23 protein-coding genes are annotated in these 22474 nt (G+C 68.9%); 5 read left to right on the top strand and 18 right to left on the bottom strand.

Annotated elements, in window-relative coordinates; translation table 11 throughout:
• Positions 1-96: 96 nt before the first annotated feature.
• From ACOZ4I_RS09465 to ACOZ4I_RS09455, 3 genes are read right to left on the bottom strand one after another with little or no spacing between them, the layout of a single operon-like run.
• Complete coding sequence (locus tag ACOZ4I_RS09465) at positions 97-744, bottom strand: chromosome partitioning protein (protein WP_423998871.1); 648 nt, start codon at positions 742-744, stop codon at positions 97-99.
• Entirely contained in the window at positions 741-3107 is a 2367-nt protein-coding gene (locus tag ACOZ4I_RS09460) for a VWA domain-containing protein (RefSeq protein ID WP_423998869.1), read from the bottom strand. The genes ACOZ4I_RS09465 and ACOZ4I_RS09460 overlap by 4 nt, the downstream gene beginning before the upstream one ends.
• Positions 3107-4897 carry a vWA domain-containing protein gene (locus ACOZ4I_RS09455; RefSeq protein WP_423998867.1) on the bottom strand — a complete coding sequence of 597 codons (1791 nt, stop codon included), beginning with the start codon at positions 4895-4897 and terminating at the stop codon, positions 3107-3109. Before ACOZ4I_RS09455 ends, ACOZ4I_RS09460 begins: the two co-directional genes overlap by 1 nt.
• A 110-nt stretch (positions 4898-5007) precedes the next feature.
• Here ACOZ4I_RS09455 and ACOZ4I_RS09450 point away from each other — a divergent pair, with 110 nt between their 5' ends.
• Positions 5008-6045, top strand: coding sequence for a YihY/virulence factor BrkB family protein (locus tag ACOZ4I_RS09450; protein WP_423998865.1), 1038 nt, complete (start codon positions 5008-5010; stop codon positions 6043-6045).
• Here ACOZ4I_RS09450 and ACOZ4I_RS09445 read toward each other — a convergent pair.
• The 12 genes from ACOZ4I_RS09445 to ACOZ4I_RS09390 all read right to left on the bottom strand — a co-directional run bounded on the left by ACOZ4I_RS09445 (position 6042) and on the right by ACOZ4I_RS09390 (position 18111).
• Positions 6042-6659 carry a trimeric intracellular cation channel family protein gene (locus ACOZ4I_RS09445; RefSeq protein WP_424004800.1) on the bottom strand — a complete coding sequence of 206 codons (618 nt, stop codon included), beginning with the start codon at positions 6657-6659 and terminating at the stop codon, positions 6042-6044. The genes ACOZ4I_RS09450 and ACOZ4I_RS09445 overlap by 4 nt on opposite strands.
• A 217-nt stretch (positions 6660-6876) precedes the next feature.
• Positions 6877-8124, bottom strand: coding sequence for a P-loop NTPase (locus ACOZ4I_RS09440; RefSeq protein WP_423998863.1), 1248 nt, complete (start codon positions 8122-8124; stop codon positions 6877-6879).
• Between the two features lie 9 nt (positions 8125-8133).
• Complete coding sequence (locus ACOZ4I_RS09435; RefSeq protein ID WP_423998861.1) at positions 8134-8985, bottom strand: HEAT repeat domain-containing protein; 852 nt, start codon at positions 8983-8985, stop codon at positions 8134-8136.
• Positions 8982-9839, bottom strand: coding sequence for a phosphate ABC transporter permease (locus tag ACOZ4I_RS09430; RefSeq protein WP_423998859.1), 858 nt, complete (start codon positions 9837-9839; stop codon positions 8982-8984). The genes ACOZ4I_RS09435 and ACOZ4I_RS09430 overlap by 4 nt, the downstream gene beginning before the upstream one ends.
• Positions 9836-10516, bottom strand: a complete 681-nt coding sequence (locus ACOZ4I_RS09425; RefSeq protein ID WP_423998857.1) for a molecular chaperone TorD family protein — start codon at positions 10514-10516, stop codon at positions 9836-9838. The genes ACOZ4I_RS09430 and ACOZ4I_RS09425 overlap by 4 nt, the downstream gene beginning before the upstream one ends.
• Positions 10516-11352 carry an ethylbenzene dehydrogenase-related protein gene (locus ACOZ4I_RS09420; RefSeq protein WP_423998855.1) on the bottom strand — a complete coding sequence of 279 codons (837 nt, stop codon included), beginning with the start codon at positions 11350-11352 and terminating at the stop codon, positions 10516-10518. The genes ACOZ4I_RS09425 and ACOZ4I_RS09420 overlap by 1 nt, the downstream gene beginning before the upstream one ends.
• Complete coding sequence (locus ACOZ4I_RS09415; protein ID WP_423998853.1) at positions 11342-12418, bottom strand: 4Fe-4S dicluster domain-containing protein; 1077 nt, start codon at positions 12416-12418, stop codon at positions 11342-11344. Before ACOZ4I_RS09415 ends, ACOZ4I_RS09420 begins: the two co-directional genes overlap by 11 nt.
• Entirely contained in the window at positions 12415-15273 is a 2859-nt protein-coding gene (locus tag ACOZ4I_RS09410) for a molybdopterin-dependent oxidoreductase (protein WP_423998851.1), read from the bottom strand. The genes ACOZ4I_RS09415 and ACOZ4I_RS09410 overlap by 4 nt, the downstream gene beginning before the upstream one ends.
• On the bottom strand, positions 15266-15448 hold the full coding sequence (locus ACOZ4I_RS09405; RefSeq protein ID WP_423998849.1) for a hypothetical protein: 183 nt from the start codon (positions 15446-15448) through the stop codon (positions 15266-15268). The genes ACOZ4I_RS09410 and ACOZ4I_RS09405 overlap by 8 nt, the downstream gene beginning before the upstream one ends.
• Positions 15441-16886: a cytochrome b gene (locus ACOZ4I_RS09400; protein WP_423998847.1), complete on the bottom strand. Its 1446-nt coding sequence runs from the start codon at positions 16884-16886 to the stop codon at positions 15441-15443. The genes ACOZ4I_RS09405 and ACOZ4I_RS09400 overlap by 8 nt, the downstream gene beginning before the upstream one ends.
• Positions 16886-17539 carry a ubiquinol-cytochrome c reductase iron-sulfur subunit gene (locus tag ACOZ4I_RS09395; protein WP_423998845.1) on the bottom strand — a complete coding sequence of 218 codons (654 nt, stop codon included), beginning with the start codon at positions 17537-17539 and terminating at the stop codon, positions 16886-16888. The genes ACOZ4I_RS09400 and ACOZ4I_RS09395 overlap by 1 nt, the downstream gene beginning before the upstream one ends.
• Positions 17536-18111, bottom strand: a complete 576-nt coding sequence (locus tag ACOZ4I_RS09390; RefSeq protein WP_423998843.1) for a hypothetical protein — start codon at positions 18109-18111, stop codon at positions 17536-17538. Before ACOZ4I_RS09390 ends, ACOZ4I_RS09395 begins: the two co-directional genes overlap by 4 nt.
• Before the next feature lie 187 nt (positions 18112-18298).
• Between ACOZ4I_RS09390 and ACOZ4I_RS09385 the strand changes: the two genes are divergently transcribed.
• The 3 genes from ACOZ4I_RS09385 (at position 18299) to moaC (ending at position 20110) form a co-directional block, all read left to right on the top strand.
• A complete protein-coding gene (locus ACOZ4I_RS09385) occupies positions 18299-18955 on the top strand; it encodes a helix-turn-helix domain-containing protein (RefSeq protein ID WP_423998841.1) in 657 nt (218 codons plus the stop codon).
• An 80-nt stretch (positions 18956-19035) separates the two neighbouring features.
• Positions 19036-19593, top strand: coding sequence for a MogA/MoaB family molybdenum cofactor biosynthesis protein (locus tag ACOZ4I_RS09380; RefSeq protein WP_423998839.1), 558 nt, complete (start codon positions 19036-19038; stop codon positions 19591-19593).
• 43 nt (positions 19594-19636) lie between these two features.
• Positions 19637-20110, top strand: a complete 474-nt coding sequence (gene moaC / locus ACOZ4I_RS09375) for a cyclic pyranopterin monophosphate synthase MoaC (RefSeq protein ID WP_423998837.1) — start codon at positions 19637-19639, stop codon at positions 20108-20110.
• An 18-nt stretch (positions 20111-20128) separates the two neighbouring features.
• On the opposite strand, the gene ACOZ4I_RS09370 is transcribed toward moaC, so the two are convergent.
• From ACOZ4I_RS09370 to ACOZ4I_RS09360, 3 genes are all read right to left on the bottom strand, one after another.
• A complete protein-coding gene (locus ACOZ4I_RS09370; protein ID WP_423998835.1) occupies positions 20129-20395 on the bottom strand; it encodes a HalOD1 output domain-containing protein in 267 nt (88 codons plus the stop codon).
• 11 nt (positions 20396-20406) lie between these two features.
• A complete protein-coding gene (locus ACOZ4I_RS09365; RefSeq protein WP_423998833.1) occupies positions 20407-20757 on the bottom strand; it encodes a DUF7344 domain-containing protein in 351 nt (116 codons plus the stop codon).
• Between the two features lie 83 nt (positions 20758-20840).
• Positions 20841-21488 (bottom strand): helix-turn-helix domain-containing protein, encoded by a 648-nt coding sequence (locus tag ACOZ4I_RS09360; protein WP_423998831.1) that lies wholly within the window; start codon positions 21486-21488, stop codon positions 20841-20843.
• 153 nt (positions 21489-21641) lie between these two features.
• Between ACOZ4I_RS09360 and ACOZ4I_RS09355 the strand changes: the two genes are divergently transcribed.
• Positions 21642-22469, top strand: coding sequence for a molybdopterin synthase (locus tag ACOZ4I_RS09355; protein ID WP_423998829.1), 828 nt, complete (start codon positions 21642-21644; stop codon positions 22467-22469).
• The last annotated feature ends 5 nt before the right edge of the window (positions 22470-22474 follow it).

Below are 22474 nucleotides of genomic sequence, written 5' to 3'. Positions count from 1 at the left end.
GGCGAGGGTCCGGCCCGCTGGCTTTCGGCTGGGCCGACGCGGCACTCTCGCTCCCGGCCGATTCAGACGCGTTGGATGGCGTTGCGTCGCTCACGATTAGACCCCCTGGCAGGCACTGGAGGTCTCGTTCGTGTTGTCCAGCGCGTTACAGGCCTGTTTAAGATCTTGCTCCAGGTCGTCGATCTCGTCGTTGAGGTCCTCGATGTCGCCTTCCAGGTTGTCGATCCGCGATTCGAGACTGTCGATCTCGTCGTTGAGGTCAGAGACCTGCTCCTCCAGGTCCTCGTTCTCGCCTTCCAGGTCGTCGATCTCGTTGTTGAGCGAGTCGACGCGGTCCTGGAGGTCGTTTCGCTCGCTGCGGAGGTCCGACACCGTCCCCTGCAGCTCCTCGACGCGGTCCTCGCTCTCTCGCAGCGACTGTCGGGTCTCGGAGAGCTGGACCTCGGTGGCGTTGAGCTGTTGCTCCGTCCGGTTCAGCTCGGTGGCGACCTGGTCGACGTCTTCAGAGCGCGTGTCGAGCGTCGCTTCGAGTTCGTCGACGCGCGACTGCGTGGACTGGAGTTCGCCGCGCGTCTCGTCGAGGTTCTGGCGGAGTTCGGCGTTCTGCTCGCGGAGGTTCTCGTTCTGGGTTCGGAGCTCGCTCGCGGAGTCCTGATAGAGAACCGTCGTGCCGCCTGTCCCGACCATCGAGAGGACGACGAACAGGACGAGCCCGAGGTTGATGCGGCGACCGATTGTGCTCACGGGAGACCACTCTCCAGAGTAGTGCGACCGCGGTACACTTGAACGCGGCGGGCGACCACCTCGCCGGTGAACAGCGCGAGCGCGCCGAGTAGCGCCAGCCAGTCCCAGGTGTCCCGGACCGTCCGAACGCGCGTGGATTTCTGACGCGCCTCCCGGGCGATCGCTTCGCCCTGGTTCGGGCCGAACACCTGCCCGCCCGTCGTCCCGACGAGGGTCGAGAGGGCTTCGCTCTGGCCGAACGCGGCATACTCGACCGGGTAGTTCGCGGCGTACTCGGTGTCGAGCACCGTCCGGTAGCCCGCCTCCCGCGGCGTGAACTCGCCGCGGTACCGGCCCTCGCCGATCTGGCGGAAGGAGACTTTCGCGGCCTCGGGCCGCGAGTCGCCCTGGAAGGTCAGCGTCGTCGGGCTCCCGACGCGGGCGTCGCCGACGCTCGTGACGCCGGTCTGGGTCCGCGTGGGGTCGCCGACCGCGTAGTTCACGGACTTGGTCAGGACCAGCGAGTCCGGCCGTTCGAGCAGGCCGTCGAGCGTCCCGTCGGAGCCGTAGGCGGTGATCGAGACCACGCGGCCGAGTCCGAACCGCCAGGAGGTGATCGCCGGCGTCCCGTCGGCGGTGGCGACCTGGTAGTCCGCGCCGGGCTTGACCTGCACCTTGTTCGCCTGCCCGGGGTTGGCCGTCAGTTCGACGCCGGAGGTGATGAACGTGCCCTCGGTGACGATGGTGAGGTTCTCGCCCTGGTAGCGCCGCGAGGTGCCGCCAAAGAGGAGGCGCAGGCGTTCTGTCTCGTCGGCGGCGAAGTACGACCCGCCGGATTCGCTCGCGATCTGGCGCATGGTCGCGACGCCGACTCGCTTGCCGACGCCGACCGAGACGACCCGCGTCCCCTCGCGGCCGAGCTGATTGGCGACGGCGGCCGGCGGCCCGAGGTCGTCCTGGCCGTCGCTGAGCAGGATGATCGTCCCCTCGCTGTCGCCGAGCAGTTCGTCGGCCCCCTGGAGCCCGACGGCGATGTCGGTCGCACCGCCGCTGTTGAGCCGCCGGATCTTGTCGGCGACTCCCTCGCGGTTCGGGCCGAGCTGTTGCATCTCGGCGACGCGGTAGGCGTTGTGGTTGAACGCGACGACGCCGACCTGATTTCCGTCGCCGAGCTGATCGAGTACGTCCAGCGCGACGGCCTTCTGTACCGAGAGGCCGCCCTCAGCGCTCCCCGAGACGTCGACGAGGAGCACGATGTTCGATTCGCCGCCGGTCGCGTTGCCCACGCTGACCGGCAGCATCGGCGCGACCGACGACTGCTGGTAGCCGCCGTTCTCGTAGGCGTTGTCGCCCCCGGCGACGACGAGGCCGCCGCCGTTGATGACGAACTCCTGGAGGGCGGTGACGTTGCCGAGATTGGCAGACGGCGTGTCCTGGACGACGACCGCGGAGTAGCCGTCGAGGTCGCCCGGGACGGTCGAGGCGGTCGAGACGTTGTACAGCGAGTCGAGGTAGTTCCGCAGCGGGTACTCGCCGGGCGAGACGTAGAGCACGTCTGGCTGTTCGACGACGCGGACGCTGCGGTAGAACACGTCGTTACGCGCGTACACGTCCTCGCCGTCGAGGGTCGCCGTCACGCGGTGAGACCCGATCTCCTCGAAGGTGTGTTCGACCGTCAGCGTCCCGTTCGGCCGCAGTTCGCCCTCGGTGGCCGTCTCGCCGTCGATAGTCACCGTGACCGGGACCGGGCCGTCGACGTTCACGCCCTGGAGCGAGACGACGTACTGCGAGGGCACGCCGCGGCTGACGGTCGCCGGCCCCGATATCGACACCGCGCGCTCGGTCCGCGGGGACCGCAGCCTGACCCGGTGGACGGTCGCGTTCAGCGAGGCCGCCTCCTCGGCGGCGACCGAGAGGCTCCGCCCGTCGGTGACGCGACCGTCCGAGACGACGACGACCGTGCCGTTCTGCCTGAGGTTCGCGACGACGCCGTCGCCGATTCTGGAGGTCGACCCGCTCCCGACGGTCGCCCTGGTCACCGGGACGCCCTCGCCCTCGATCTGCGTCACCAGCGACTCGGTCGTGTTCCCGTAGACGTCCATGCTCGCGGACTCGTCGCTCAGTATCGTCACGCTCGGCTCGCCCGGCGTCTCGCGCGTCTGGACCGTGTACGGCTCCATCGCCGCGAGGACGAGCAGACAGACGATGAGGACGCGGCTGGCGAGCAGGAGCCGGCGGCTCCGGTTCGACGCCGACCGCGGTCCGGCCTCGCCCCGGCGGACCAGGTACGCGAGCAGGCCCACGGCGACGGGCAGCGCGGCCAGCGGCCAGAGGTGCTCGATGCCGACGGTCAGCCCCTCCGCGACGGTGTAGGAGACCGCCATTACAGGTCACCTCGTCGCCGGAGGTAGCCAACCTCGACCAGCGCGAGCAGCACGCCCGCGAGGGCGAGGTACTCGGTCAGCGGCCGCGGGACCGTCCGCTGTTCGACGCGGGTCAGATTGCCCGCGGCCCCTGAGCGTTCTTCGAGCGGTTCGACGGCCGTGGCGGACTCGCTCTCGTCGAGCAGCGACGCGCTCACCTGCCGGCTCTCGGTCCGGTAGAAGCCGGCCTCCCGGAGCTGGACCGACCCGGTCGTCGTCCCCGACGGGCTCTCGACCGTCGCGTTCCCGAACTGGACGCGCTCGCCGGTCGCGTGGTTCAGCGCCGGCAGCGGCTCGCGGTCCGCGAGGTAGTACACCGCCCGCTTCCAGAACACCGGGTACTGGTAGTTGAACTTGAAGCTCGAACTGTCCTCGATGTAACCGTAGTACATGACGCGGCCGCCGCCGCGCTCGGCCGTCGCGAGGAGCGGCGAGCCGTCGCCGAGCCTGACGTGGGCTGTCCCGGTCCGCAGTGACCCGGAGACGTACTCTTCGGGCGGCTGGAAGTCGATACCGGTCGTGAGCCCCGTCTGTGCGCTCTGACGGACGGTCGCCCCCGACGCGACGCCGCCCGGTTCCAGCAACAGCAGGTCGCCGTACTTCGTCGGCAGCTCGCGCTGGGCCAGTACGGCGACGCCGCCACCGTCCGCCACCAGTTCGCGACCGCTCTCGACGTTGCCGGGCAGCAGCGAACTGTCCTCGACGTTGCTGTAGAGGATGACGTCGTAGCCCTCCTCGATGGTCGTCGGCGGCTGCTCGACCGTGACGTTCACCCGGTCGATCACGGAGAGCGCGGTGGTCAGGTAGCGGTTCCGGTCGTTGGTCAGGACCAGCACGTCGACGGCGGGGTCTTCGGGCGCGGCGAGGTAGACGGTGTCGTCGGCCGCGAAACTGTCGCCAGGCGCGAGTCGCGCCTGACTGGTGCCGGCGGGGACCGGCAGCGTCACCGACCCCACGTCGCCGGCCCCGAGCCGAATTTCCCGCGCCGCGTTCCCCAGCCGGACCGTGCGGGTGACGGCCGAGTCGCCGTAGTTCTTCACCGAGAGCGTCACCGACGACTGGGAGAACCGGCGGTCGATGAAGCCGACGTTGTCGTCGCCGCCGCCGGCGAACTGCCGGAGATCGACCGAGAGCCCGCGGGCGCGGGCCGTGCTCACGGCGGTGGTCCACTCGTCGCCGGCGAAGTCGCTCAGGACGACGACCCGTGCGTTCTCGCCGGCCAGCGAGGCGGCCTGCGAGATAGCACCGCTCAGGTCGCCCGCCGCGTCGGTCGGGCCGAGTCCCGCGATGGCCTCCCGGGCAGCGCTCGGCGTCCCGCGCTGGAGCACGACCGCCCCGCCGCTCCCGGTGGTCACGACCGACGTGGTCCCGGTCACCTCGGACTCCGCGGCCGCGACGGCCCGCTGGAAGCGCGTCGATCCGTCGGCGCTGGTCTGCATGCTCGCGCTGGTGTCGACCACCAGCACCGTCTCCTCGACCGTAGTCCGCTCGGAGACGGTGACGTAGGGCGAGGCGAGTCCGACGGCCAGCACGAGCACGACGAGCACCTGCAACAGCAGGAGGAGGCTCCGGGAGAGCCGTTCGAAGAACGGCGTCGACGACTGCTGGCGCTCCTCTGCGACGAGGAACTGGAACGTCGGCAGTGAGAGCTCCTGGGGGTCCGGCCGGATCAGGTACAGGAGGACGATCGGCACGGCCGCGAGGAGGGCGACGAGTCCGAGGGGGGAGAGCAACACGTCCGAGAGGACCATTACCGGGGTATCTCCCGGGGACGGCATTTATTTTGTGTATCGATTGACACCTGGTGTCGGCGGGTCGGTCCGGACGCTGCCTATTTGCGCTCCGCTGTCGAACGACCCGTATGCGTCCCAGTCGCGCCCGGACCGAGGAAGTCGCCCGGGCACTCGTCCACGAGGTCAGAGCCGAGCGGCTCACGTTCATGGCGGGTTCGATCGCCTATCACGCCTTCCTCTCGATTCTGCCGTTGCTGTTGCTGGTGCTCGCGTTCGTCCAGCGGACCGAGAACGTCGCGCTCAGGACCTCGGTCGTCGGCATCATGGAGTCTGTCCTGACGGCGCAGGCCAGCGAGGTCATCCAGCAGGGGCTCAGCGAGGCCGACGCGTCGGTGTCACTGCTCGGTCTCGGCTTCCTGCTGTGGGGGTCGTTGCGCATCTTCCGCGGGCTGGACACAGCCTTCTCGGACATCTACGAGACGGGCGCGGCGAACACCTTCCTCGACCAGCTCGGCGACGGGCTGCTCCTGCTCGTGACGGTCGCGCTGGCAATCGTCAGCGCCAGCGCGCTCGGCTCGCTGCTCCCCGAGACCGGAACGGGACCGCTGTCGGCGCTCGTCGGCGGTGCGGTCCGCGCCGTCGGGCTCTTTCTGGTCTTCTACCCGATGTACTACGTCTTTCCCGACACCGACGTGACGCCGATGGAAGTCGTCCCCGGCGTGGCGTTCGCCGCCGTCGGCCTCACCGTCGCGCAGGCGATCTTCACGACGTTCAAGGCCGGCTCGACCGGCGGCAACCTCGTCGCGAGCATCCTCCTGCTCCTCTCGTGGCTCTACGTCGTCGGGCTGGTGATCCTGCTCGGCGCGGCCGTCAACGCGGTCCTCTCGAACCGCTCGACGGACGTGGACATCGCGCCGGTCGTCGGCGGCGTGCCACAGCAGAACACCGAGCGGGAGACGACGATGGCCCGCGACGACTTGCTCGCGGACCTGGACGCGCTCGCCGAGCGACTCCAGCGCGAGAACGGGACGATAACCGTCGAGGTCGGCGGCGAGCGGACGGATATCGACTGCCCGGAGACCGCGACCGTCGACCGCTCGTCGGACGTGTTCGGGCTGGACCGGTCGGTCGCCATCACGCTCCGGTGGTGGCCGGAGGACGACTAGCGCTGCTGCGTGTCGGTTCGCTCCCGCATCTGGACGGTCGGAAGCGACCACTCGCGCCCGACTCCAAGCCCGCGCGCCGTCAGCACCCCCAGCGCGCACCCGGTCGACGCGAGGCCGACGGTCACGTCCATCTGTGCGAGCGCCCAGAAAGTGAGACCGCCGATGACGGCACAGGACGCGTAGAAGTCCTCGCGGAGGATGAACGGCGTTCGGCCGAGCAGGAGGTCCGATATCGCGCCGCCGCCGGCCGCGTTGACCGTGGCCAGCGCGACGACGGCGAACACCGGGAGACCGGCCTGGTGGGCCAGCAGCGCGCCAGTCGTCGAGAAAGCCGCCAGCCCGATGGCATCGGCCGTCAGGACGACCGGGTGCTGGTGGCCGTCGTCGAGGTAGTGGACGAACACGACAGCCGCGGCGACGCCCAGCAGCGAGAGGGCGACCTCGTCGGGGGACTGCAGCGAGTTCGGGACCCTGTTCAACAGCAGGTCCCGGGTCGTCCCGCCGCCCAGCGCCGTCATCACGCCGACAACCGTGACACCGAACACGTCGTAGCGCTCCTCGATGGCCTTGGCCGCGCCGACGAACGCGAAGCCGACGAGCCCGACCGCGTTCATCAGCGCGAACGCGTCAGGCACGCCGGTCACCGCCGGTCCGTCCCTGCCGTCCGCACGGCCCGCACGCTCGTCCCCGGTTCGGCACGTCTCTGCCGCCCGTAACTGCCATTAGCGTATCGCTACGGGCGGCGGTAATTATCCCTTTCCAACGACCGCGGCGGGGCGGTGTGGTAGCGTTCAGCACGGAAAAACGAGGGTTGGCGGCCACCAGCCCCGGTCAGGGTTTCTCGGTCTCCAGCACCCAGTCGCTCGGCGTCGCTCGCCTGACCTCGAACGGGTCGAACGCCTCTCGCGGGGCCTCGGCGAGTCGGCCGAGGAAACTCCCGACCGGTGTCGGGTCGCGGTCGCTGACGAGGACGAACCGCTCGCCGCTGTCGAGGGCAGTGAATCGCTCGCGGACCCGTTCCTTGCGTTCCTGTGGCGGCAGGTCACGGATGTCGACCGCGTCGCGGTCGTCGGCGACCGCCACCTCGCCGGCCGTCTCCAGCGCGTCCTCGACCGCCGCGCCGAGGGCTGCGACCGCGTCCGGCACGTCGCCGGGCGCGGGCGTTCCCTGGAGATCGTGGCTGAACGGGAGTTCGGCGAGCACGTCGGCGTCGAGGTCGGCCAGCGCGTCGCCGGCGAACAGGTCGTTCGGCTCGCCACAGCAGTCACAGACGTACTCGGCCATGTTGACGACGGTCCCGAGCACCGGCACGTCGTTGTCTCGGAACAGTTCGACGGTCCGGCTGGTGTCGCTGACGCTCGCGTGGAACGGCGTCGTCACGACGACCACGCCGTCGACCGGGACCTCCTGCAGCGTCGTCAGCACCACGTCGCCGGTCCCCGGCGGGAGGTCGATCACCAGCGTCCCGTCGGCGCGCCACGCGGTGTTCTCGAAGAGGTCCGAGAGCGCGTCGTGGGCCATCGCCCCGCGCCAGGCCAGCGGCGCGCCGGACTCCATCAGGCCGACGCTCATCACGTCCATCGGGCCGGCCCGCACCGGGAGCGGGTCGCCCTCCTCGCTGGAGTGGACCGGGCCGCTCACGTCCAGCAGTTCCGGCACGTTCGGGCCGTGGATGTCGGCGTCGAACAGCGCCACGTCGCCGTCGGCGGCCAGCGCGCAGGCGAGGTGGGTCGCGACCGTCGACTTGCCGACGCCGCCCTTCGCGCTGGCGACGGCGATAACGCGGTCGAACGACTCGACGCCGCCCTGGCCCTCGCTCGACGGCGTGGTTCGCTCGACGTGGACGCTCTCGACGCCGTCCACGTCGTCGACGGCGTGGAGCATCGCCTGGACGACCTGCGTGCTCGTCTGGCCGTCCAGCGCCGTCAGGTCCGTCTCGATGGTCACGTCGCCGCCGTCGACGGCGATGTCGTCGACGAAGCCGGCGTCGAACACGGAGAGGTCGGCGTTCGGGTCGCGCACGTCTCGCAGTGCGGCCTCGATGCGGTCGGTCAGGCTCGTGGGAGTGGTGTCTGTCATCGTGGCGTCTCAGAGGTCCGGCATCCGGTTGAGTCGGTCTTCGCCGGGCAACAGTCGGGCGTCGTTCTCAAGCGCGCCGCCGAACTGCCGCCGGAAGGTCCCCGGATCGACCTCCAGCGAGCGCTCGGCGGTCTGTCTGACGACGGACGCGGGGTCGTCAGTGAGTTCACGCAGTCGCTCGCGGGCGCGGTCCTCGTCGACGCCGCCGAGCATGTGCGCGGCCCACTCGCGGACCCGCTCGCTGTCGTCGCGGCTCTGTTCCAGCAGCGCGTCGGCCATGTCCTCGCCGCGGAGCTTGAACAGCGAGATGGCGGCGTTGCGCCGCACGGCGTGGTGGTCGTCGTCCAGCGCGTCGTCGATGTCGTCCTCGTGGGCCTCGCGGTCGACGTTGTCGAGCGTGACGACGGCCTCCGCCCGGACCCACGGGTCCGGGTCGTCGAGGAGTTCGACGGCGACGGCGGCCGCCCGCTCGCCGCCGTGGGCGGTCAGCGCCTCGACGGCGAACTGGCGCACGTCGCTGTCCTCGTCGGTCGTCGCGGCCCGCGCGAGACCGGTCACGACGGCGTCGGTGGTGTCCCGGTCCTTCAGCGCGAGGACGGCGCGCCGGCGGTCGACCGTCGACCCGTGTTCCGCGTCGGCAAGCAGCGACGCCACCGCCTCGTCGTCGACGGGTTCGGTGTCGCTGGCGGCCAGTTCCTCCGGCGTCGCCTCGCCGATGGTCACGTCCTCGCGGCTCACTTCGATGTCTTCGAGCGCCTCGATGTCGACGTGGAGGCCCGGACTGCGCTCGGGGTCCAGTTGCGGGTCCGGGTCCTCTTCGAGGTGCTTCTCGAACTCGTCGTCATCGTGACAGCCCGTCATCGGCGGCCCTCCTCGCGCGTGAGCGCGGCGACCCCGAGCGCGAACGGCAGCGCGCGCGGGAGCGACGCCGGCACGCCCGCGAGCGCCACCAGCGCGACGCCGGCCAGCAGCGTCCAGCGCCCGGTCCGCGCGGCGGCACTGGCGGCGGTCACCGCGCCCGCGACGGCCAGCGCGACGACGGGGAGGCTCGTGCCGACGACGCCGCTGCCGGTGAGCGTGACCGCGCCGGTGAGGAACGGCACGGCGCGGCCGACGGCGACGACGGCGGCGAACGCGAGCAGGCCGCCGAGCAGCGCCGTCCAGTCGGGCGTCGAGCGCGAGCGCCAGTCCGACGCCGCGAAGGCCGGGAGCGCGGCGATTCCGACCAGCGCGACCGTCGAGGCGATCGGTCGGAGGCCGGTCCACCCGCCGACGCCGCTTGCGAGACCGACGCTCAACCCCGCGAGCAGCAGCGCCGTCGCGGGCGCCGAGAGGGCATCGAGGTCGCGTCCCGACGCCACGGCGACTGTGGCCGTGCCCGCAACTGCGGCGACCGCGGCCGGGAGCGCGGCCGCGCCGTCGAGCAGCGATAGCAGGCCGAACACGCCGACGAACAGCAGCCCGATTCCGGCGGTCGCGTCGGTCTCGGTGACGGCCAGCGCGACCGCGGCGAGCGCGACGACGGCCGTCGCACCGACAGCGAGCGCGTCGCTCTCCACCGGGAGCGCGGTCCGCCCCGGCGCGTTGACGAGCAGGGTCGCGACGTACTGGGCGGCCACCGCGAGCGCGGCGACGCCGGTCGCGGCGAGCGTGACCGACTGGCCGCCGTCGGCGAGCAGCGGTCCCACCCGACGGCGGAGCGCGGTCGCCGTCATCGACGGCCCTCCAGGCGGTCCGCGAGGTCGTTTCGGTCGGCCCGGACGACGGCTTCGAGCAGGTCGCCGAGGCCGCCGTAGATGTCTGTTCCGGGTTCGTCTCTCAGTCGCTCGGCGACGCCCGCGGCGGCGTGGCCGAGGTGGCGGTCGTGGAAGTCGAGGCGAGCCCTCGCGGCGTCGCTCCCGACGGCGGCCTCGCGGCGGGCCAGGTAGCCCGCGAACTCCAGTTCGTAGGTCAGCGCGTCGTGGTTGTCACGGGTCTCCTGATCGATTTCGAGGCCGTAGTGGCTGTAGGCCCGCGAGAGGTCGAGGTTCACGTCGTTCCAGGAGTGGTCCGGCCGGTACTTCGACTCGTACAGCGGGACCGGCGGTCCCTCGGCGTCGAGCGAGCCGTCGGTGCGGTCGGTGTACTCGCTGTAGCCGAGTTCGAAGATGTCGTTGTAGCGCGCCGCGAGCGTCCGGTAGTCGTCGTCGGTCGTCAGCGACGGCACGGACACGTCGAGCGCGGTGCGGTCGAAGCAGGCCCGGAGGTCGGCTTCGAGCGACCCGTTCGCGGCGGCCTCGTGGAACGACTCGGTGGGGTACTCGAACCCCTTCGAGAGCGTCGCGTACACCGCCCCGCGGGCGGCCGCGTCCTCGTCCACGTCGTCGAGCGAGTCGGTCGGCGTCGTGGCCATCAGTTGCCCTCCCGCGTCCGGTAGATGCCGAACGTGGTCACGCCGACGACGGCGACGATGGCGATGCCGGCGACGGTCCACAGCAGCGTCTCGTAGGGCGGGCCCTGCGGTCCGGGGCCGAACGGGAAGTAGTGCCACTCGCTGACGGCCTTCTGGCCGGCGCGCTCGCCGTTCGAGCCGTTCCAGACGGCGAAAGCCACGTCGAGGTCGCCGTCGGTCCGCAGCGCCGTCCGGTTCTCGCCGGTCGCGTTCAGCGGCCGCGAGTAGACGAGCGCCCAGGTGGCGTTTCCGCCGGACCCGCTGTGGGTCGCGTTCGCCTCGATGGTGGGGTTCTGGAAGGCCGTCGTCGAGCCCGCGCCGCCCGCGAGGAGTTCCTGCGAGCCGGTGGCTCCGCTCCAGAACCAGACGTTCACTTTGTTCCCGGGGCCGCCCATCGCGATGGGCGGGCGCGCGCTCGTGTTCGCCGGGAACTGGACGGCCGCCGCGTCAGCGAACGTCTTCGGGTCGTCCGCCGCCACGTCGCGGGTCGCGTCGTCCCACTCCAGGCGGACGAACAACCGCTGGTCGGTCCGGGCAGCCTGCACGTGGACCGTCTCGACGGTCGTGTCGTCCGCGTTCGGGACGCCGCTGGGCGCGCTGGCGAGCGCCACGTCAGAGGCCGGGACCTCCTCCCAGCCGGCGGCGGTCGGCTGGGAGAGGTCCGCGCTCGCCGCTTCCGTGACCGGAATCTCGTGGGCCGGGCGGGCGCTCGCCAGCGGTGCGGCGACCGACGAGACGAGGACGAGCGTCGCCAGCACCGCGGCGAGGCCGACCGTCCGGACGGTGTCACTCGTCATCGAACACCCCCAGCCGGTACTGCTTCGCCGGGTTCTTGTCCTGGAGCAGATCCATCAGTTCGCTGTCCTCGCCCTGTCGGGTCCGCTGGCGCTCGCGCTCGATGGTGTCCAGCGCTTCGTCGACGCCGTCGCCGAACAGTTCCCGGAGGTACTGGCGTGGGATGCGGTCGATGTCGACCGTCTCGCCGTCCTCGGTGTGCTGGCCCGGCGCGAACGGCGGGATGTAGTAGACGTTGGGCTGGGTCTGGAACTCCGGGTGGAGCGGCAGCGCCACCTCGTACTCCTCGACGAGCTTGTAGATGGGGCCGTCCTCGTCGTCGAGGAAGCCGACCATCCGGAGCTGTGGCGGGCACTCCTCCGCGCAGGCCGGCGCGTACGTCTCGCCGTCCGGCCCCTCCCCTTCGAGGCGGGGGTAACAGAAGATGCACTTCTCTGATTTCTTCGAGACGGTGTTGTAGTACACCTTCTTGTACGGACAGCCCTCGACGCAGTAGCGGTAGCCCCGACAGCGCTCCTGGTCGACGAGGACGATGCCGTCCTCCTCGCGCTTGTACAGCGCCGAGCGCGGGCAGGCCTCCACACACGAGGGGTGGGTGCAGTGGTTGCAGATGCGCGGGAGGTAGAAGTAGTAGCTGTTGGGGTACTCGCCGGCCCCCTGGTCCTCGTCCCAGTTGGGGCCCCACTCCGCGCCCTCGCGGGGCCGGAGCGGCTCGTCGCTACCCTCGTACATGATCTCGTTGTGGTTGAACTCCCACGCCCGACCGTAGTCCTCCTGGTCGGGGATTTCGCCGGTCTTGCGCTCGGAGTGCTCGCCGGACTGCCAGCCGCCGCCGGAGTCTTCCCAGCCACGCGGGTAGCCCTCGCCGGGCTTGGTCTCGACGTTGTTCCAGTACATGTACTCCGACCCGCCGTCCTCGGTCCAGAGGCTCTTGCAGGCGATGGTACACGTCTGGCAGCCGATGCACTTGTTCAGGTCCATCACCATCGCGACCTGGTGATCGATGCCATCTGCCACGTCGACGAGCGAGTCCTCGCTCCCTTGGTCGTCCTGTTGGTCGGTACTCATTCGGTGTCACCTCCGGTCGGCCGGACGTCTACGCGCACGTCGCTGTTGACCCCCGTCGGTCCCCAGTAGTTCGGGAAGAAGTGCAGGTGCTCGCCGGTGTCCTCGGGGTACTGCACCAGCTGGGTCGGCTTCATGTACATCGGGACGAGCGTGTTGAAGTTGTCCCGATCGGGGTACTGGAACTTCTCCCAGGAGAAGAAGTGCCGGAGCGTCCCCGGTTCGCTGGACGGGTAGATCTTTGCCTGCACCTCGACGGCCCCGAGGTCGTTGTACACCTCCACGGTGTCGCCGTCCTCGATGCCGCGCTCCTCGGCGTCCTCGGGGTTGATGTACACCACGGGTTCGCCGCGCTGGAGGCGGAGCATCTTGGGGTCGTCCCGCCACGTCGAGTGGATGGCCCACCGGCCGTGGGGCGTGTTGTACGACAGCGGGTAGTCTCCGCCGGTGTTCTCCGGCCCCTCCTTGTGGGTCGGCAGTTCCTCGCCGAGTTCGAGGTACCAGTCGTGGTCGATGTAGTACTGCTGGCGGCCGGTGAACGTCGGCCAGGGGTTCTTGTCGTGGACGTAGTCCTGCCACGGGACGTAGGCCTCCCCGTCTTTGATGTCCGAGGTCCAGTGGTCGCCGGCCGCGAGGAACCGCTGGGGCTGGTCGTCGATGTCGGCGAACGTGATCTGTTCGTCCGTGTCGCTGGGGTTCGTCTCCTCGGAGTGTTCGAGGATGAACTCCGCGGCGGCCTTGTCTTCTTCCAGGGCCCCCTCCTCGCCGGTCTCCCAGTCGCGGACGTAGTCGTCGTGGATGGTCGTCAGGTCGATGGTCCGGTCGAACTTCCGGTCCTCGATCGGCTCGACGCCGCGCTCGGTGGCGCGCTCCTGAATCTTCTCGGCGAGCAGGCGGAAGATCTCCCAGTCGGTCTTGGCCTCGCCCAGCGGTTCGACGGCGGGCGTGAACGGGTGCACGTAGGTGTGCATGTCCGTCTCCGAGAGGTCGTACTTCTCGTAGTGGCTCGCCGCCGGGAGGACGATGTCCGAGTACAGCGCCGTCGAGTCCATCCGGAAGTTGATGTCGACCACGAGGTCCAGTTTGGGCCATAGCTGCTCCTCGACGGCGACGTTGCCCTTGGCCTGGTTGAAGTAGTTACCCCGCCAGACGAACATCGTCGTCGGGTCGGGCCTGATGCCGTCTTCGCGCTCTTCGGGGTACACCGGCATCCACCCCTCGTCGATGGACTCGCGGATCTTCTCGGCCGTGTCCGGGTCGGTGTTGTCGAGGATGCCGGCGTGGAAGTACGTCCACAGCGTCGTCGGGACGCCCCGGACGCTCCCGGTCGGGAACGAGAGGACCTGCCAGCCGTGGAACGACCAGATCTTCTCCTGGCCGACGTAGTGGTCGACGCCGGTGCCGGGGTCGCCGAGGTTCCCGGTCAGCGTCACGAGCAACTGGATGGCCCGATTGCCCAGGTCGTTGTGGTACCAGTCGTTGACGCCCTTGCCGTGGATGATCTTGGCGGCGTCGGCCTCGGCGAACTCGCGAGCGATCCGCTGGTAGGTGTCCTCGCCGACGCTCGTCTCCTCGTGGACGAACTCCGGCGTGTACTGAGAGAGTTCGTCCCGGAGGTTCTCCCAGACCGACCGGACCGAGACGCTCCCGTCGTCGGTCTGGACGCTCCGGTCGACGCTCAGCCGCGGATCGAAGTCGAGTTCGATGCTCACCGAGTGGTCGTGCTGGCCGTCGCGCTCGCCGAGCGAGCCGGGGGCGGCCCGGAGGTCGCCGTTCGCGTCGACCATGACGAACACCTTCTCGGGGTCGTCGGCGTCGGATGCCAGCCCGACCTCGTTCGCCCGGAGGAACTTCCCGGTGTCCTCGCGGACGAGCAGCGGCATGTCCGTCTGCTCTTTGAGGTGTTCCTCGTCGTACAGCTCCTCGTCGACGATGGTTTGGGCCATGCCGAGCGCGAGGGCGGTGTCCGTCCCGCCCTCGGGAGAGAGCCACTCGTCGGTGTGGATGGCCGTCTGGGAGTAGTCCGTGAAGATGCCGACGCGCTTTGCCCCCTCGTAGCCCGCGTCGAGGAAGTACTTCGCGTCGGGGATGCGCGTGACGTTGATGTTCGACCCCCAGGCGACGAGGTAGTCCGAGTTGTGCCAGTCGGCCGACTCCGCGTTGTCGGTCTGGGTGCCCCACGTGATGGGCTGGCCCGGCGGCAGGTCCGAGTACCAGTCGTAGAAGCTGTGGGAGACGCCGCCGAGCAGATTGATCAGCCGACTCCCGCTGGCGAACGAGACCGGCGACATCGCCGGAATAGGCGTGAACCCGGAGATGGCGTCGTAGCGACCCGCCTGCACCTCGTCGATGACGTGGTCGGCGATCTCGGTCAGCGCCTCGTCCCAGGAGATGCGCTCCCACTGGCCCTCGCCGCGCTCGCCGGTGCGCCGGAGCGGGTGGAGGATCCGCTGGTCGGCGTTGACGTAGTCGGTGTAGCAGGCCCCCTTCTGACAGCCCCGCGGATTGGGGTCCGGGAGGCTGTCGTCGAAGGTCGGGTAGTCGCCGGCCTGCTCCTCGCGCCAGACCTGGCCGTCCTTGACGAAGACGTTCCAGGAACAGGAGCCGGTGCAGTTGACGCTGTGGGTCGAGCGGGCGACGGAGTCCCAGTCCCACTCGTCGCGGTAGAGGTCCTCCCAGTCCCGGTACGGATAGTTTCCGATGGGGTCGTCCACCGCCTGCAGGCCGGTCATGCCGTCGTCGGCGAACGAGAGCCCCGTCGCGCCGAGCAGCGACGCGGCTCCGAGGCCGCGGACGAAGTCGCGTCGACTGATTCCAGCGCTGTCCGTCTCGTCGTCGGTCGGGTCGTGTCTACTCATTGGTGATGAACACAGTCGCGGTCGCACAGGCGGCGCCGGCGAGCGCCAGCGCGATGCCGGTCGGCGTCCCGCCGCCGACCTCCAGGCCGGCGGCTACCAGGCCGAGGCCGACCAGCTTGCTCGTCGTATCCAGCAGGCGATACTGTCGCTCCGTCAGTTCCACGGTTTCAGTCATCGTCGCGCACCTCCGACTCGGTGGTCGGGTCCTCGCCGGTGTCCGGGGGCGACTCCTGTCCGCCGTCGTCCGGCGTCGCGTCCGGGCCGCCGTCGGCGGCGACGTCACCGCCTTCCGACGGCGTCGGCTCGCCGTCGCGCAACAGCAGGTAGGTGATCGCGCCGAACAGCGGCGGGACGAGCAGCAGCGCCGCCGTCAGTATCGGATTGACGGCGCTGGTCGACGTATCGAGCACCTGGCCAGCGAGGATGTTGTTCATCCCCGCGATGGAGGCGATCATGATGAACGCCACCGCGGCGACGCCGACGGCGGTCTGCCAGGGCCGCGAGAGCGGGTCGGCGGTGAAGTGCGTCGGCGAGTCGGTCCGGTCGATGAACGGCCACGCGGCGACGGCGGCGAACACCAGTCCCGGCAGGACGATGCCGCCGATGAACTCGCCGCTGACGTGGACCGAGCCGACGCTGAAACTGGCCCACTGCGGCAGGAGCTTCAGGAAGCCGTACACCCACATCAGGAACCAGTCCGGCATGATGAGTTCCGGCGTCGACGCGGGATCGTTCGGGCCGTACTCCGCGACGTTGTGGACCGGGAGCAGGCCGGATAGCGCCGACAGCGTCGCCGCCGTGGCGAAGAACACGACGGCGGAGACGGCGGCCTGATTCGGGAAGGCGGGGAGGCCGATGATGACGCTGTCGTCGTCCTCGTCGACCGTCCGCCGGCCGGTGGTCACGTCGTCATCGCGCGGGGCTTCGGTGTGCTTCTGCCGGATGAGGATGGCCATGTGGACCGCCAGGCCCACGGCGATGGCGGAGGGTATCACGAGGACGTGCAGGAAGTACAGCCGCGGGATTGTCGCGCTGGAGGGGAACTCACCCCCGAAGACCACCTTGCCGAGGAAGTCCCCCAGTAACGGGATCGATATGGTGAGGTTGTACCCGATGCTGGTGGCCGTGGCGGCGAACTCGTCGAACGGCAGGGCGTAGCCGGTGTAGGCCGCGCCCATCGCGAGCGCCGCGAGTCCCGTTCCGACGATCCAGTTCGGCTCCCGCGGATTGCGGTAGGAGCCCGTGAAGAACACCCGTAACATGTGCAACCCGATGGAGGCGACGAACAGGTGGGCCGCCCAGTGGTGGAGCCGGCGGATGAACATCCCGAAGGGCACGTCGTAGGTGATGTGCAGCACCGAGACGAACGCTTCAGGCATCTCCTCGCCCTGGAACTTCTGGACGCTGCCCTCGTACTCCACGTCGGAGGTCGAGGGCTCGAAGAAGAAGCCGAGGAAGATGCCCGACAGCACCAGGAGGAGGAAGCAAAACAGCGCCACCTCTCCGAGCAGGAACGAGTCCTCTGCCGGGAACGCCTTGCCGAGGAACTTCTGGCCGTTCTCTAAGTCCAGGCGGGTGTCGAACCAGTCGTACAGCTGGTCGGCGCGGGACATCAGCCACCCCCCGGGCCGACAGGCCCTTCAAAGTCGCCCGTGGCGACGAGGAAGCCGTCGCTGGTCACCGTGATCGGGAGCTGTGGAAGCGCCCGACCGGGCGGCCCGCCGGTCACGGCCGCGCCGTCGAGAGCGTCGAACCGGCCGAAGTGACACGGACAGACGAGGACGTTCTCCTCGCGGTCCGAGACCATACAGCCGGCGTGGGTACACACCTTCGAGAACGCGGCGTACCCGCTCACGGTGAACCCCTGCTTGATGTTCGAACTGTACTCGGACTCGGGATACCGGACGAGTAGCGTCGGTGCCTTCTCGATGCCGGGGCGTGGTTCCGGGAACACGGTCAGGAGGTCGCCCTCGGACAGGCGCTCCTCGGTGACTCGCTCGCCCTCGCTGTCCACGAGGTGGACCCCGTCGGAGTAGATCGGGCCTTCGTATCCCCGCTCGAACACCTGCGTCGTGCTCGCGAGCGGCGCGGCGAGGCTCGCGACGGCGGTGAGGCCGCCGACGGTCGCGAGGAACTTCGCGAAGTCCCGCCGGCGCAGTTCGGCCCGCGCGTCGCTGTACAGCGTCGGCGACTCGGTCACGTCCCCCTGACACGAGCAGTCGTCGGCCTGTTCCTCGTCGTCGTCGGGTTTCGGGTAGTCGATCATTCGTGCCCCCTCAGTTCGGCGACTTCCACGTGCGGCATGAACCAGGCGTAGTACGCGACCGTCGAGAGCGCGAGCGAGAGGAACATCCCGGTCGCGTACAGCCCGAAGTACTGGGTCCGGGCGAGCGTGAGATACTCGCCGGTGAACAGCGCGGCGAAGACGATGGAGAGCACCGTCAGGCCGCTCATCGCCACGAGCCCCTCGATGGCGTCCGAGGCGTCGTGGTACTCGACGACCCAGCGGCTCTCGGTGTCGAACCACGGGAGCGAGACGGTCCCGCCGTCGGGGACCGCCGCGGCGTCGTCGGGTGGTCTGACCGCCCGGTTCATGAACTGGTGTGCGGCCGTCAACACGCCGACGAGGGCGAACAGCCCGACCCAGACGATGACGCCGACCTGGCTCGGTGACAGCTTGTTCGGCGTCTCCAGGGGCCCCGCAAGCGGCCGGATATCGGTGACGCTCTCGTCGATCGCGATCTCTTCCGAAGGCGGTTCGCCGTGCAGGGCGACGAACCACATCGGCAACAGTACCGCCGTGATCAGTAGGCCGATGAGTATCGTGTTACGTCTCATGTTCTCGACTTCGTCCGTGGGCGTCGGTTCGCGCGCGATCCGAAGGGTCGCGTCACTCCGCTGTCTCGCGTTTGACCCAGCACCCGAATGAACTGCTATCCCAACATCTTGGGCCCTTTATATTGCGGAGTTTGACCCGAATATGTTCGACTTGGGTTTCATGTGTCGTCGGCGTCTTCGTCCGGTTATGCCGGGCCGAATGCTCGCGGAAGTGGAGGTGTTCGGTCCACGATCGTGTCAGGTCGCACCGCACGCTGGCGAGGAGTGGTCGGTCTCGAAGGTCGCCCGTAGCACGGGGAGCGACGAGGGCCGCGTCGTCGAGGAGTTCACCCTCCGCGGGGACGCGTCGTCGCCACCGGACCCACACCGCGACCGCCCGACCGTCGAGAAGGTGTTCTCCTACGACGAGCGCCACGTGTTCCGCCTGTCTCGCGTCGCTGACCAGGGCTGTGTCTGTGAAGTCGTCGAGGCCGCCGGCTGCGTGGTACAGGAGGTCTCGGCCGACGGACAGTCGCTCGTCGTCACGTTCCTCGTCGAGGACGTGCCGTCGCTGCGCGACATCGTCGCAACCCTCCAGTCGGAGGGCGACGCCGTCAAGCTCCGCCGACTGCTCGAAGACACGCCCGAGGAACACAAACGGCCGGTCGTGCTCGACCGCTCGAAACTGACCGAGCGCCAGCGCGAGGTACTGGTCAGCGCGCACGACCTGGGCTACTTCGAGCACCCGCGCGAGGCGTCGGCCGGCGAGGTCGCCGACGCACTCGATATCTCGACCTCGACGTTCACCGAGCACCTCGCGGCCGCCCAGCGGAAGCTCCTCGACGACCTGCTGGACGCCTGCTGAGCCGAGTCCCGTCGGTCGTCGCTGCGATCCGCACTCTCGCCAGCCGACAGTCTCTTGCGCCGTCCGCGGACACGTCCGGTATGGGACACCACGACGACGGGAGCGACGAACACGGTTCGGACGACCACTCGCACGCGGGGCACGACCACGACCACCACGCGCACGACGCCAACGCCGTCTCCGTCGGGATCCTCACCGTCTCGACCTCGCGCACGCTGGACGACGACCCCGCGGGGGACGTGATCGCGGCGGTCATCGCGGACGCGGGCCACGAGGTCGTCGCGCGCAAACTGGTCGACGACGACCCGGCCGCCATCGCGGACGCCACCGTGGCGCTCGTCGAGGACGGGGCCGACGCGGTAGTGACGACGGGCGGGACGGGACTCACGCCCGACGACGTGACCGTCGACGCCCTCAGGTCGCTGTTCGACCGGCCGATTCCGGGCTTTGGCGAACTGTTCCGCTGGCTCTCCTACGAGGAGGTCGGACCGATGGCGATGGCCTCGCGGGCGACCGCAGGCGTCGTCGACGACCGACTGGTGTTCTGCCTGCCCGGGAGCGAGAACGCCGCGAGGACCGGCGCGGAGGAACTGATCGCGCCGGCCCTCGGCCACCTGCTCGGCCTCGTCCGTCGGTAGGCAGACCCGCACGGTTTTGGGGCGGGGTGGGCTACGAGCAGCCATGACCGAGGAGTTCTCACACGTCGACGACGAGGGCGACGCGCAGATGGTGGACGTGGGCGACAAGGCCGAGAGCCAGCGCCGGGCGGTCGCCCGCGGGCGAATCGCGCTCACGGCCGAGACGCTCGCAGCCATCGAGGCAGACGAGGTCGAGAAGGGAGACGTGTTGACGACGGCCCGCATCGGCGCGATTCAGGCGGTGAAACACACCTGGGAGACGATTCCGATGTGCCACCAGATCCCCATCACGAACGTCGACGTGGCCTTCGAGGTGGGCGAGGCGGCCGTCGAGGCAACCGTCGCCGTCGAGACGGTCGGTAAGACCGGTTGCGAGATGGAGGCGCTGGAAGGCGTGACGACCGGACTGAACGTGGTCTGGGACATGGTGAAAGCAAGCGAGAAGGACGCCGACGGTGCGTACCCGGCCACGGCTATCGAGGACGTTCGCGTGGTCGAGAAGACGGTCGAGCGGTGACGCGCGGATCGGGTTCCGTCAATCGTCGGACGGAGTGACGTAGATTCTGCCAGGGTTCTGGACCACGACGTCGGCCCCGGCGTACGCGAAGGTCACCGTCACATCCGTCGAGGCGGAAAAGAGCGCTACGAGCGCGTCCCCGTCGACGGTCTCTGCGAGTGGCGGGAGGTCCAGCGCGTCGCAGTCCTTTGCCGTAGCGACCGTCCGGACGATCATGTCGGTGATGGCGTCTCCAGACTCGCTCACGGACGCCCGAACGGTGTCGCTGTCGTACTGATCCTCCATTATCGTTGTCGTCAGTCGCTTACCTGTCGCTGCTGGGATGCCAGATCGGCTGTGACCGGTTCCGAGGAGATCACGCCAACCGGGAGCCGATACATGAGGGCCGTCTCTCGAACCGTTCCCTGATCCCGACTCCAGACGATGAGGCCCGCTTCGTTGAGTTTCGGGAGGTGTATGTGGTGGAGTTGCACCCGGGCGCGGTGTACCGCCTTCTCGTCGTCTGGATCCACGGCGAGTCGCCTGGCGACGTCGTCGACCGAGATCGTCCCCTGATCGGCCGTGAGTATTCTGAGTACCGCCCGTCGTTCTTCGTTCGCCAGCGTCTCGAAGACGACGCTCCAATCTACCGTTTCAGCTGTAACCATCTACTACACTCATCGCCCTCTCAGAGTAAGGCAGTACTACCTGATATTTCACCCGCTTAAGTGCTTTCCGGCCATCCGCCTCGTTACGACCCGTCGAACATCACCGAGGACAGTACCTTGTTGGCCGCACGTCGGATGTTTTCGGAGACGGACTGTTCGGAGATGCCGAGTTCCGCACCGAGTTCGCCCAGCGTCGTCCCGCGCGGGACTTCGAAGTAGCCTCTCTCTACGGCCATCTGGAGCGTCCGTCGCTGGGCCTGCGTCAGGTCGAACTTGTGGACGCTGTCGAACTCCTCGGCCAGCGTGTACACGCGTTCGAGCTGGAACACGATTCCGTGGTCCATACAGAAGTTGTGAAAGTCCGTCAGCCCGCTGTGATCGTCGAATCGGATGCGGAAGAACCACTGTTCGTTCCCGCGGGCCTCCAGGATCGTGGCCTGCGTCTCGGCCATCCCGTAGATGAGGCTCTCGACGTCGTCGGCCCACTCGACGCGGTAGAGCGCGCTGTCCTCGATAATGTCGAGCGCGTGGAGGCGTTCGACGTACGGGCTCGACTCGACGGCTCGCTCGAACTCGTCGAATCCCCCGCCGTGGACCCAGATGTACGGCATTACCCGTCCGGAGGCCGGCACTACCCGTTCCATCTCGACGTGCGTATTCTCGCCCCGGGCGAGCACCTTCCCGAGGATGAACTCGTCCGAATCGATGGTAAACTCCGCGATGACAGTCACAGGACAAGTAGTTTCGCAACGGTAATGAATACACACTAGACTGGGACCGTCGCGTTCGGCCCGGATGTCCACACACGACACCGGCCGTCGCCTGCGCTCGACTGTGGTGTGCCATCGAAAAGGCCTATCTACGTTCCTGTGTTACGCACGCTCATGCACGTGCTGGGAATCGTCGGGCACTCCGAGACGGGGAAGACGACGCTCGTCGAGCGGCTCGCAGAGCGACTCTCGGCGTCGGGGCGCGTCGCGACGGTGAAACACTGTACGCACCCGCCGGACGTTGACACCGAGGGGAAAGACACCGCTCGACACCGCGCGGCGGGGGCCGCCGAGACCGTCGCGCTCACCGACGACGGCGAGTGGTACGCCACGGGGACCGAACGGACGCTGGCCGAGACGCTCGACGACCTCGCACCGGACTACGACTACGCCCTCGTCGAGGGATACACTGGCGCGTCGATTCCGAAGGTGGTCCTGGGGGAGCGCGAAGCCGCTGACCCGGTCATCCACCGCGCGTCCCGGGGCGCGGACGCCGACCTCGATACCATCATCGAGGCGCTCCGCGAACGCGACCCCTACGTCACGCTGGAGACGCTCGTCGACGAGGTGAAAGCCCATCCCGACGAGACGTTCTCGGGAGCCATCGCGACCTTTACCGGTCGCGTCCGCGCTCGTGACGGGCCCGAGGACCCGCCGACCGAGTACCTGGAGTTCGAGCGCTACGACGAGGTGGCCGCCCGGAAACTCGCCGCGCTCCGGGAAGACCTTGAGGCACGAGACGGCGTCTACGCGGTCCGCTTGCACCACAAGACCGGCGTCGTCGAGGCGGGCGAGGACATCGTCTTCGTCGTCGTCCTCGCCGGCCACCGGACGGAGGCCTTCCGCGCCGTCGAGGACGGCATCAACCGACTCAAAGAAGAGGTCCCGCTGTTCAAGAAGGAAGTGACGGTCGACGAGGCGTTCTGGGCCCACGAGCGGTAGCGCCG

Origin of the sequence: Haloarcula salina (assembly GCF_049603855.1) — an archaeon.
In the GTDB taxonomy this organism is placed as follows: domain Archaea; phylum Halobacteriota; class Halobacteria; order Halobacteriales; family Haloarculaceae; genus Haloarcula; species Haloarcula salina_A.
The sequence above is the reverse complement of the archived record's forward strand: the minus strand, read 5'-3'. Positions and strand labels throughout refer to the sequence as shown.